The 11,128-nt window shown below is 76.5% G+C and carries 9 protein-coding genes; 7 read left to right on the top strand and 2 right to left on the bottom strand.

All coding sequences use genetic code 11. The features are described from left to right. A partial coding sequence (locus C1I99_RS08745; protein WP_325049199.1) for a carbohydrate-binding protein occupies positions 1 to 220 on the top strand: 220 nt, incomplete at its 5' end. Further along, the gene (locus tag C1I99_RS08740; protein ID WP_438941394.1) at positions 205 to 855 is read left to right on the top strand and encodes a DUF305 domain-containing protein; all 651 of its coding nucleotides are present in this window, start codon (positions 205 to 207) and stop codon (positions 853 to 855) included. The genes C1I99_RS08745 and C1I99_RS08740, both read left to right, overlap by 16 nt. Before the next feature lie 140 nt (positions 856 to 995). Here the strand turns inward: C1I99_RS08740 and msrB are convergent, their stop codons facing one another. Next, positions 996 to 1,409 (bottom strand): peptide-methionine (R)-S-oxide reductase MsrB, encoded by a 414-nt coding sequence (msrB, locus tag C1I99_RS08735; RefSeq protein WP_111133701.1) that lies wholly within the window; start codon positions 1,407 to 1,409, stop codon positions 996 to 998. Positions 1,410 to 1,456: 47 nt separating this feature from the next. On the opposite strand from msrB, the gene ligD reads away from it, so the two are divergent. The 5 genes from ligD (at position 1,457) to C1I99_RS08710 (ending at position 10,362) form a co-directional block, all read left to right on the top strand. Next, the gene (ligD, locus tag C1I99_RS08730) at positions 1,457 to 2,485 is read left to right on the top strand and encodes a non-homologous end-joining DNA ligase (protein WP_111133700.1); all 1,029 of its coding nucleotides are present in this window, start codon (positions 1,457 to 1,459) and stop codon (positions 2,483 to 2,485) included. A 193-nt stretch (positions 2,486 to 2,678) separates the two neighbouring features. Further along, positions 2,679 to 5,882 (top strand): FtsX-like permease family protein, encoded by a 3,204-nt coding sequence (locus C1I99_RS08725; RefSeq protein ID WP_111133699.1) that lies wholly within the window; start codon positions 2,679 to 2,681, stop codon positions 5,880 to 5,882. Between the two features lie 43 nt (positions 5,883 to 5,925). Next, positions 5,926 to 8,634 carry an FtsX-like permease family protein gene (locus C1I99_RS34565; RefSeq protein WP_111133698.1) on the top strand — a complete coding sequence of 903 codons (2,709 nt, stop codon included), beginning with the start codon at positions 5,926 to 5,928 and terminating at the stop codon, positions 8,632 to 8,634. 1 nt (position 8,635) lies between these two features. Beyond that, positions 8,636 to 9,634, top strand: coding sequence for an ABC transporter ATP-binding protein (locus C1I99_RS08715; protein ID WP_111133697.1), 999 nt, complete (start codon positions 8,636 to 8,638; stop codon positions 9,632 to 9,634). Continuing rightward, entirely contained in the window at positions 9,631 to 10,362 is a 732-nt protein-coding gene (locus C1I99_RS08710) for an ABC transporter ATP-binding protein (protein ID WP_111133696.1), read from the top strand. The genes C1I99_RS08715 and C1I99_RS08710 overlap by 4 nt, the downstream gene beginning before the upstream one ends. Before the next feature lie 264 nt (positions 10,363 to 10,626). Here C1I99_RS08710 and C1I99_RS08705 read toward each other — a convergent pair whose 3' ends face one another. Beyond that, a complete protein-coding gene (locus C1I99_RS08705; RefSeq protein ID WP_111133695.1) occupies positions 10,627 to 11,079 on the bottom strand; it encodes a GNAT family N-acetyltransferase in 453 nt (150 codons plus the stop codon). Positions 11,080 to 11,128 lie beyond the last annotated feature (49 nt).

Below are 11,128 nucleotides of genomic sequence, written 5' to 3'. Positions count from 1 at the left end.
CCCCAGCCCGACCCCGACCACCTCGCCGACCCCGGCGCCCACGCCGACCGCCACCCCGACCAGCACGCCGGCCCCGGGCGGCACCTGGACGGCGGGCCGGGCCTACCAGGTCGGAGACCAGGTCACCTACGGCGGGTCGACCTACCGCTGCCGCCAGGCGCACACCGCGATCGCCGGCTGGGAACCGCCGAACGTGCCGGCCCTCTGGTCCCAGGTCTGACCGTACGGGTGCGGCCCGTGCCCGGCGCGCCGCACCCGGCAACCCGCCAGCGAACGGAGAACCCAGTGCCACGCCTGCCCGCGGTCGTCCTGCTCGCCGCCCTGCTGACCGCCGGCTGCGCCGACCAGCCGGCGCCGCCTCCACCGGCGGCGTCCCCGCCGTCGTCCGCCGCCGCGGACGACGGCGCGGTCAGCGGGGTGGACGTGCTGTTCCTGACCATGATGGTGGCCCACACCGAGCAGACGCTGGAGATCGCGCGGCTGGGGCGGGGCCGGGTGGCCGACGGCGAGCTGCGCATGCTCGTCGCCGCCATCGAGGTGACCGAGACCGACGAGCTGGCCACCATGCGCGGGTGGCTGCGCGACGCCGGCCCGGCCGCCACCGCCCACCGGCACGACCACGCCGGGCACGCCGACGCCGGCGACCTCGCCCGGTTGCGGACCGCCGCGGCCGGCGAGGTGGACGAGGTGCTGCTCGACGTGCTCACCGCCCACCAGAAGGCGGGCGCCGACCTGGCCCGGGCACACCTGGACGCCGGCACCAGCCAGCGGGTGCGTGAGCTGGCCCGGCGCATCGAGCGGTCGCGGACCGCCCAGGTCGAGTTGATGGCGGGTCTGCCGGCCGCCCGCCGGTGAGCGCCCGTACGCCGATGGCCCGCCGCGGCTGGACCCGGACCCCGCCGGAAGGTACCCGGCGTGGGCCAACCGGCCCCGGGCCGCGGTGCCCCACCGGTGGCGTCGACGGCGCTGACCGGGACGTCACCGGCGCCGGGGCCTCAGGCGGCGGGTCGCGGCTCCAGCCGGATGGAGACCGAGTTGACGCAGTGCCGGGTGTCCTTCGGGGTGAACCCCTCGCCCCGGAAGACATGGCCCAGGTGGCTGTCGCAGCGGGCGCAGCGGATTTCCGTCCGCGTCATGCCGAGGCTGGAGTCCTCCACCTCCTTGACCCGGCCAGGGATGGCGTCGTCGAAGCTCGGCCAGCCGCAGTGCGAGTCGAACTTCGTGTCGCTGGAGAAGAGCTCCAGCCCGCACGCCCGGCAGTGGTAGACGCCGGGGGCCTTGGTGTTGACGTACTCACCGGTCCACGGGCGTTCGGTGCCCGCCTCGCGCAGCACCCGGAACTCCTCGGGGCTGAGCCGGACCCGCCACTCGTCCTCGGTGCGGGGCAGTTCGCTGTCGTCGAGACTCACCCACCAACGGTACGCCGGACGCCGGCACCATCGCATATGGTCGCGGGATGGGTGGCACCACCAAGGCGCCGGTCACCGAGATCGAGGTGGCCGGGCACACCGTACGGCTGACCAGCCCGGACCGGATCATCTTCCCGCAGCGCGGCTTCACCAAGGCCGACGTCTTCCACTACTACCTCGGGGTCGGCGAGGGGATCATGCGCGCGCTGCGCGACCGTCCCACCACGTTGCAGCGCTTCCCGGAGGGTGTCGAGGGAGAGGCGTTCTACCAGAAGCGGGTGCCCACCCGGGGCGTGCCGCCGTGGCTGCGGACGGCCACGATCAGCTTCCCGAGCGGGCGCAGCGCGGCCGAGCTCTGCCCGGTCGACGTGGCCCACGTCGCCTGGGCCGCGCAGATGGGCACCGTGGTGTTCCACCCGTGGCCGGTCCGCGCCGCCGACACCGACCGCCCCGACGAGCTGCGCGTCGACCTCGACCCGCAGCCCGGCACCGACTTCGCCGACGCCGCGGCGGCCGCCGGGGAGCTGCGTGCCGTACTCGACGAGCTGGGCGTGACCGGCTGGCCGAAGACTTCCGGCGGCCGGGGCGTGCACGTCTACCTGCGCATCCAGCCGCGCTGGACGTTCGTCGAGGTACGCCGGGCCACCATCGCGCTGGCCCGCGAGCTGGAGCGGCGCCGGCCGGAACTGGTCACCACCGCCTGGTGGAAGGAGGAGCGCGGCGCCCGGGTCTTCGTCGACTACAACCAGATGGCCCGGGACCGGACGATCGCGTGCGCGTACTCGCTGCGGGCCAACGCCCGGGCCACCGCCTCCACCCCGGTCACCTGGGACGAGCTGCCCGACGTCGACCCGGACGACTTCGACCTGCGTACCGTCCCGGCCCGGCTGGCCGAACGCGGCGACCCGCACACCGCCATCGACGACAGTCCCTGGGACATCACCCCCCTGCTGGAGTGGGCCGACCGGGACGCGACCGCCGGCCAGGGCGACCTGCCCTACCCGCCGGAGTACCCGAAGATGCCCGGGGAGCCCAAGCGAGTGCAACCCTCCAGGGACCGCGACCGCCCCCGCTGACACACGGCCGCCGGCCGCGACCCGAGCCCGGATCGTGGCCGGCGGGGCTGCCCCCGCGCCACCGCGCCGGAACGGCCGCAGGCCGCCATCCCCGACCTCCCAGGGTAACGATCAAGTAACGGGCGCGAACCTTTCCGGACCCGTCGCTGCTTTACCTGGTCGTCGGCCCGACGGGGGCCAGGGGAGGCGTCGGATGAAGCTGGTGTGGAGGCGGGCGCGCGCGGCACGGGGTCTGCTGCTCGCCGCGGTGGTCGCGGCGCTGGTGGCGGTCGCGTTGGTCACCGGGCTCTCCGACTACAACCGCCGGGCCGTCGAGGCCGGGCAGCGGGCGCTGCTCGCCGGCGCGTCCGTCGAGGAGCGCAGCGTGCTGATCAGCGGCTCCGGGGGCCGCGACGCCGCGGAGTTCGCGGCGCGGGACCGGGCGGTGCGCGACGGGTTCGCCGCCGGCCTGGGTGGCGCGCCGGTCACCGTCACCGGCGCCCGATACGGCAACGGCCGGGAACTCACCGGTGACCTCGGCCCGCTGGTCCGGGCGGACGACGACCCCATCTTCGCCAACCTGGCCACCCTGGACGACCTGCCGGCCCACGCCGACCTCGCCAGCGGCGCCTGGCCCACCCCGGGCGCGAACCCGCTGCAGGTGACGCTGCCCGAGCGGGTCGCCGGCGCACTGGGGATGACCGCCGGGGACCGGGTGCCGCTGCGGGACCGCAGCTCCGGCCGGTCCGGCGAGGTGGTGCTCGCCGGGACGTGGCGCCCGCGCGACGCGTCCGACCCGTACTGGCGGCTGGCCCCGGGCCTGACCACCGGCAGCCCCGTCGACGCCGGCACCTCGCTGGGGCCGTTCGCGTTCGACGCCGCCGACTTCGTCGCGGCCTTCCCCGGCTCGGTGTCGGCCTCCTGGGTGGTCGAGCCGGACCTCGCGGCGGCGGTCGGGGCGGGACGGCTGCCCGACGTGCGGCAGGCGGTGAGCGGCGTGGTCGCCGACGTTCCCGAGGCGGCCGGGCTCGGCTCCTCCGCGCAGACCGTCACCTCGATGGAGCGGCTGCTCGACCGGGTCGCCCGGGCCGACCTCGTGGGGCGATCCTCGCTGACCACCCCGCTGCTGCTGATCGTCGTCCTCGGCGGGTACGCGCTGGTGCTGGTCGCCGCGCTGCTGCACGAGGACCGGCGGAACCAGACCGCCCTGCTGCGGGCCCGGGGCGCGGCGCGCCGCCAGTTGGCCGGCCTCGCCGCCCGGGAGGCGACCCTGGTCGTGCTCCCCGCCGCGGTGCTCGGCCCGCTGCTGGCCGGTGAGGCGCTGCACCGCCTGGCGGGCGGTGGCCCGACGGATCTGACGCTCGCCGCCGGCGACCCCACCCCGCTCTGGGCGGCGGCCTTCGCCACCGCCGCCGGCTGCCTCGTCGCGATGGTCGTGCCGACCCTGCGCGGGGCCGAAACGTACGTGGCCGACATGGCGGCCCGGTCCCGCCCCACCCGGTCGGCCACCGTGCAGCGGGCCGGCCTCGACCTGGCACTGGTCGGGTTCGCGGTGCTCGCCTGGGTGCAGCTGCGCCAGTACTCCTCGCCGCTGGCCGGCGCGGGCGGGCGGCTCGGGGTGGACCCGCTGCTGGTCGCGGCGCCGACGCTGGGGGTGCTGGCCGGCGCGGTCGTGGCGCTGCGGCTGCTCCCACCGGCGACCCGGTTCGCCGAGCGGTTCGTCGACCGCCGTCCGTGGACGGCGACCATGCTCGGCATGTGGCAGGCGGGCCGGCGGCCGCACGCCGGCCCGGTGCTGCTGCTCGCCCTCGCCGTGGGTGGCAGCACCCTGGCCTGGTCCCTGGTAACCACGGGCGAGCGGTCCCAGCTCGACCAGGCCGACCACACCGTCGGCGCCGACCTGCGGCTGGTCGAGCGCGACGGCACCGGGCCGGACGACCGGGCGGGGCGGCTCGCGGCGCTGACCGGTGTGCACCGGGCGCTGCCGGCATGGCGGGACGAGGTGCGCCTCGGCCGCGCCGACCTGCCGGCGACGGTGGTGAGCCTCGATGCGGCGGGCGCGACGGACGTGGTGCGGCTCAACGACCGGCTGGCCGACGAGCCGGTGCCCGCGCTCTTCGACCGGCTGACCCGGGCGCGTGGCGCCCCCGCCGGCGTCGAACTGGCCGCCGGCACCCGGTCGGTCACCGGCACCGTCCGCACCCCGGTGCGTGACCCCCTGTTCCCGCACCCGATCGCCGTGTCGGTGCTGCTCACCCGGGCCGACGGGCTGGCCTTCCGGCTACCGCTGGCCACCGCCGGCAGCGACGGCCGGCCGGTGCCGTTCACCGTCGCGCTGCCCGACGCCGGGGACGGAACCCTGCGGCTGGCCGGCTTCGAGGCCGACGGCGGCGACGTGGCCGGCACGGCGTACCGGCTGGAGGTGAGCAACCTGCGGCTGGTCGGCGCCGACGGTGCGGCCAGGCCCGCGCAGCTCGGCGACGGCTGGGTGGCGACCAACGGCGACCCGGCGGGCGACCTGGACATCTCCGCCACGGCCCGCGGGCTGACCGCCGAGCACCGGGTCACGGTGCTGCCGGGCGGCCGGTTCGCCCGCCAGCTGCCGTCCCGCTTCGTGGTGGTGCCGGCCGGCGAGAACCGACCCGTGCCGGCGCTGATGACCCCGGCGGTGCGTGACGCGCTGAGCCTGCGTACCGGCGACACCGTCATCCTGGCGCTCTCCGGCGCGTCGGTGCCGGTCACGCTGGTCGGCGAGGTGGACGCGGTGCCGTCGGCCAGCGGGGAGGGAGTGCTGCTGGACCTGCCCGCGGCGACGGACTGGTTGGTCCGGGACCGGGGCGCCGTCCGGCCGGTGCCGGAGTGGTGGCTGTCTACCGACGCCACCGGGCACGCGGCGGCGGCCGGCGCGGCGGCCGACCTGGGCGGCGTCACCGTGCTCGACCGGCGGGAGGTCGCCGACCGGGCCGACGGGGACCCGTACTGGCAGGGCGCCCGCACCGGGCTGCTCGCCGCCGCGCTCGGGTCCGTGCTGCTGGCCCTGGTCGGCCTGATGGTCGACGGGTGGGCCACCGCCCGGCACCGGCTGGGGGAGTTCGCGGTGCTGCACACGCTCGGCGCCACGCCTCGGCTGCTGGCCCGGGCGCTGCTGGCGGAGCAGACCTTCCTGGCCGGGATCGGGGTCGGGGTGGGCCTGCTGCTGGGCGCGGCGGTCGGCGCGACCATGGCACCGCTGGTGATCCTGACGCCGTCCGCCGGCCGGCCGGTGCCCGAGGCGGCCTTCGTGCTGCCCTGGGCACCGATCGGGCTGACCGCGCTCGGACTGTTGCTGGCGGCGCTGGCGTTCAGCGCGTTCATCGCCCTCGGCATCCGGCAGCGGGTGGTGGCGGCGGCGCAGCTGCGGATCGGGGGAGAACGGTGACCGGGTGGCGCGAGGGGACGGCCGGCAGCGGGGAGGCGGCGCGATGAGCATCGGGGCGGTCGTCCGGCGGGTCCGGGCCCACGGCGGGCAGTACCTGCTGCTCGCGATGTTGACGCTGGTCGTCACGCTGCTGATCAGCGGGGTGCCGCGGATCGTGAACCGGTACACCGAACAGGGCCTGCGGGAGCAGTTGACCGGGCTGCCGGCGGTGCAGCGGGACCTGACGTACGCCACCGGGCCGCTCGTCGCGGCGGATGACGGCACGTCGTTGGTGGACGCCCACCGGGATGAGCTGGACACGCTGCAGGTCGGGATGCCGCCGGACGTGCGGAAGCTGGTGGAGCGGCGGTGGTTCACCGCGGAGACGGAGCCCGGCCGGGTGACCGGGCCGGACCTCGCGGCGAAGAACCTCCTGGTCGACCTCGGCCTGCGCGCCGCGCCCGGCATCGAGGAGGCCGGCACGCTGGTCGAGGGGCGTTGGCCGGACGAGGGCGCGGCGGCCGGCCAGCCCGTGCAGGTGGCGCTGGCCGCGGAGGTCGCCCGTGCGCTGAACCTGCGGGTGGGCAGCCGGCTGTGGCTCGCCCTTTCCGCGACACCGCGGGGCACCCCGCCGCCGGCGCCGATCACCGTCGTGGGCGTCTTCCAGCCCGAGGACCGGACGGACGGCATCTGGGAGGGCCTGCCGTCGCTGCTGCGCGTCGTCGAGCCGCCGGGGGACGCCCAGCCGTTCGTCATCGTCGGGGTGACCGGGAGCGCCGCGCTGGACCGCCTGGCCAATACCGGCTCGCCAATCCGGTTCGGCTGGCGCTACCGGGTGGGCGCCGCCGGCATCGACGTCCGCGAGCTGGACCAGCTGATCGACAGCATCCAGCAGATGTCGCGGGAGGCGCAGGGCCGCACCTTCGTCCAGGGGCTGGACATCCCGCTGCGGGAGTTCGCCGCCGAGGTGGCCGCCGCCCGCACGGTGCTCGCGGTGATCGCGGCCGGCGTGCTGGCGAGCCTCGCCGGGCTGGTCGTGCTGGCTGCCGGGCTCATCGTCCGTCGCCGGCGGGCGGAGTTCACCCTGCTGCGGGCCCGGGGTGGCGCGGTCACCACCGGGGCCCGCCGGAGTCTCGCCGAGTCGCTGCTGGTGGTGCCGGTCGCCGCCGCGCTCGGCTGGGCGCTCGGCAACCTGGTTCCGGGCGTCCCGGGGGACACCGCCGTCCTCGCCGTTGTCGCGACCGTCCTGGTCACGCTGGCCCTGCCGGTGGCCACGGTGGCCGCGCCCACCGGGGTCGCCGCCCGGCGCGACCTGATCCGGCTGCGCCCGTCCGCGCGCCGGGTCACCGTGGAGGTGGGCCTGCTGCTGCTCGCCGGCCTGGCGGTCGTGCTGCTGCGCCGCCGGGGCCTCACCCCCGGCGAGGTCGACCCGCTGCTCGTCTCGGTCCCGGTGCTGCTGGCCGTCGCCGCGGGGGTGCTGGCGATGCGGCTGTACCCGTGGCCGCTGCGGCTGGTCAGCCGGCTGGCGGCGGGTACCCGGGGCAGCGTCACCTTCCTGGGCACCGCGCGGGCCGGCCGGTCGGTGGTGACCGGTCCGCTGGTGGTCGTCGTGCTGGCCATCGCCACCGCGGCGTTCTGCGCGGTGGTCACCGCCGGGGTGGAGGCCAGCCGGGACCGGGTCGCCACCCGGGCGGTGCCCGCGGACGCGCTGATCCGGGGGGAACGCCTCGCCCCGGACACCGGCGCGGAGCTGGCGCGGCTGCCCGGGGTACGGGCGGTGGCCCCGGTGCTGCACGAGTCGGGGCAGGGCATCGCCACCGACGCGGTGGGCACGGACGCGCGGATCGGCCCAGCCAGCGTGCTGCTGGTTGACGGGCCGGCGCTGGCCCGTACCGCTCGGGAGGCCGGCGTCGACGTGACCGTGCCCGGGGTGCTGCTCGCCCCCGGCGGAGGAACCGGACCGCTGCCCGCGGTGGTCTCCCCGGTGGTCGCCGCCGAGCTGGCCGACGCGGGTCTGGACGGTTCGGCCTTCATCGCCGTGCAGGGCCAGCGGTACGAGTTCCGGGTGGCCGGGCAGGCGGCGAGCTTCCCGCTGCTGCGGGCGGACACCAACCGGTTCGTCGTCCTGCCCTGGCAGGCGCTGCCGCGCCGGGACTACGCCGCCGTGCCGACGGGGTTCCTGGTCGCCGGGGACCGGCTCGACGCCGGGGCGCTGCGGCGGGTCGGCGACGAGGGGCAGGCCCGCTTCCAGAGCGGCGGGACAATCGTCGGCCGTGAGCGGCCGCGCGGGGTGGAGGTGCTCACCTGGGCCGGCACCCGCCGGCAGTTGGGCGAGGGCAGCGCGAACGGGGTGCTGGTCTTCGGCTTCGTCGCCGGGGTCGCGGCCGGCACCGTGCTCGCCCTGCTGGCGATCGCCTTCACCGTGCTGGCCGGTGCCCGGGCCCGCGGTCAGGTGCTGTCCCGGTTGCGCACTCTCGGCCTGTCCCGCCGGCAGTGGCGGGGGCTGCTGCTGGTGGAGCTCGCCCCCCTGGTGGGCGTGTCGGTGCTGACCGGCGCGCTGGTCGGGGCGCTGCTGCCGCTGCTGCTCACCCCGGCGCTCGGCCTGTCGGCCTTCACCAGCGGCGCCCCGGTACCGGTGGCGTTCGAGCCCGGCCTGGTCGCCGGGGTTCTCGCGCTCGGGGTGGTCGCCCTCGGCTTCGCGGTCGCCGTCGAGGCCCTGAACAACCGCCGGCTGCGCCTCGGCGAGGTGCTCCGGCTCGGAGAGGAGAGCTGAGTTGACCGCTACCGCACAGACCCCCGTCGTGCCGGATCTGGCAGCCCTGCAGCAGCGCGCGGCCCAGCGCGCGGCCGAGCGGGCCGGCGGGCAGGACCGGCTGCGCGGGCACATCGTCTGCGACGGCCTGGTCCGCATCTTCAAGAGCGACGGGGTGGAGGTGGTCGCCCTGCAGGGGCTCGACCTGGTCATCGACCGGGGCGAGCTGGTGGCGATCGTCGGTGCCTCCGGCTCCGGCAAGTCCACCCTGCTGAACATCCTCTCGGGGCTGGACACCCCGACCGCCGGCGTCGCCCGGGTGGGGATGTACGACCTGCTCGACCTCACCGTCCGCCGGCGGTTGAGCTACCGGCGGAGGATGGCCGGGTTCGTCTGGCAGCAGACCGGCCGCAACCTGCTGCCGTACCTGACCGCGCTGGAGAACGTCGAGCTGCCGATGCAGCTGGCCGGGCGGCGGGGTGGCCGGCGGGCCCGCCGCGAGCGGGCTCGCGAGCTGCTCGACCTGGTCGGGGTGGGCTACTGCGCCGACCGGCGTCCCGGCCAGCTCAGCGGTGGTGAGCAGCAGCGCTGCGCGGTGGCGGTGGCGGTGGCGAACGACCCGGAGGTGCTCTTCGCCGACGAGCCGACCGGCGAGCTGGACGAGGCGACCGGCGCCGAGGTCTTCGCCGCGCTGCGCACCATCAACGCCGAGCTCGGCGTCACGGTCGTGGTGGTCACCCACGACCACGCGGTGGCCGACCAGGTCCGCCGGACCGTCGCGATCCGCGACGGGCGGACCGCCTCGGAGGTACGCCGGACCGCGCGCGTCGGCGCGGATGGCAGCACCGAGCTGGTCAGTGAGGAGTACGCGGTGCTGGACCGGACCGGACGGATGCAGCTGCCGGCGTCGTTCGTGGACGCCCTGTCCCTGCGCGATCGGGTGCGGCTCAACCTGGAGCCGGATCACGTTCAGGTGCGGCCGGGTGAGCGGAGCGGGAACGAGCGGGAGGCGGGGGCGTGAGCGAGCGGGACGTGGTGGTGGCCGGGCGGTCCGGGACGGCGGTGGCCGGTACTGACGAGGTGGTGCGGGTCGAGGGGGTCAGCCGCACCTTCGGCCGGGGTGAGCACGCGGTGCACGCCGTCCGGGAGGTCTCGTTCTCGGCCGGGCGTGGGGAACTGGTCGCCGTCCGGGGCCGCTCCGGGGCGGGCAAGACCACCCTGCTGAACCTGGTCGGCGGGCTGGACCGGCCGGACTCCGGTCGGGTGGTGGTAGCCGGGCACGACGTGACCGCCGCCGGGGAGCGGGAACTGCTGGAGCTGCGTCGCGGCACGGTGGGTTTCGTCTTCCAGACCTTCGGGCTGGTGCCGATCCTCTCCGCCGCCGAGAATGTCGGCGTCCCGCTGCGGCTGGCACGGGTGCCGGCGGCCGAGCGGGAGGAGCGGGTGGCGGTGTTGCTGGAGCTGGTCGGGCTGGGCGGGCACGCCGCGCAACGGCCGTACGAGCTCTCCGGCGGCCAGCAGCAGCGGGTGGCGGTCGCCCGGGCCCTGGCGAACGAGCCGGACCTGCTGATCGCCGACGAGCCCACCGGCCAGCTCGACTCGGAGACCGGGCGGTCCGTCATGGACCTGCTGCGGGCGGTGGTGCACGCCCGGGGCATGACCGCGCTGGTCGCCACCCACGACCCGGCCCTGATCGACCTCGCCGACCGGGTCCTCACCCTCCGCGACGGCCGCCTCGTGACCGGCTGAGCGGGCCGCCTCGCCGCCGGTGGGCTGGCGTCGCTCGCCGCGTGCCGGGTATCCCTTGTCTTCCCCACCCTGTCCGTCTCCGCCGCTGTCGAGCTGCCCCGTCTGTGCGGGCACCGCCCGGCCGGGCCGGGCCGGCGGCGGCCTCGATCCGGCCGCGGCGTCGCCTGGTTCTTCGGCATGCCTGCCGGCTCGCGGTGCCCCGTGCGGGCAGGTCGACAGCGTCTGGAGGGGCGTGGCTGCGGTCGCCCAGGGGTGGGCGTCCGCTCACAAGGCGAGCTTCATGCCCTCGTGGCTGGCCACGAAGCCGAGGCTCAGGTAGAAGCGGTGGGCGTCCTGGCGGCGCTTGTCCGTGGTCAACTGCACCAGGCCGCAACCGCGCTGCCTCGCCTGGTCGATCGCCCACGTCATCATCCGCCGGCCGAGCCCGTGCCCGCGCCGGTCGGAGCGGACCCGCACCGACTCGACGAGCTGCCGCTCGGTGCCGTGCCGGCCGAGCCCGGGGATGTAGGTCAGCTGCATGCAGCCGAGCAGTTCACCGCCGCCGTCGGCCACGATCAGCTGGTTGCGCGGGTCCGCGGTGATGTCGGCGAAGGCCCGCTCGTACGCCGCGTCGACCTCGGTGACGTCGCGGGTCTTGCCGAGCACGTCGTCGGCGAGCAGGGCGAGGACGGCGGGCAGGTCGGCCCGGACGGCCTCGCGGAAGATCACGTCGTTCATGCCGCGAGCGTGGCACAGCGACACCGGCCAATGTGCGCGCGGACCTCGC

It is taken from the genome of Micromonospora deserti (genome assembly GCF_003236335.1).
GTDB classification, from domain to species: domain Bacteria; phylum Actinomycetota; class Actinomycetes; order Mycobacteriales; family Micromonosporaceae; genus Micromonospora; species Micromonospora deserti.
Note: the sequence above shows the minus strand (reverse complement) of the source record. Positions and strands in the feature narration are given on the sequence as shown.

What these genes read in the sequence shown, in the direction of transcription:
- ligD (WP_111133700.1), top strand. Translation starts at nt 1,457, where the DNA reads ATGGGTGGCACCACCAAGGCGCCGGTCACCGAGATCGAGGTGGCCGGG.
- C1I99_RS08725 (WP_111133699.1), top strand. Translation starts at nt 2,679, where the DNA reads ATGAAGCTGGTGTGGAGGCGGGCGCGCGCGGCACGGGGTCTGCTGCTC.
- C1I99_RS34565 (WP_111133698.1), top strand. Translation starts at nt 5,926, where the DNA reads ATGAGCATCGGGGCGGTCGTCCGGCGGGTCCGGGCCCACGGCGGGCAG.
- C1I99_RS08705 (WP_111133695.1), bottom strand. Translation starts at nt 11,079, where the DNA reads ATGAACGACGTGATCTTCCGCGAGGCCGTCCGGGCCGACCTGCCCGCC.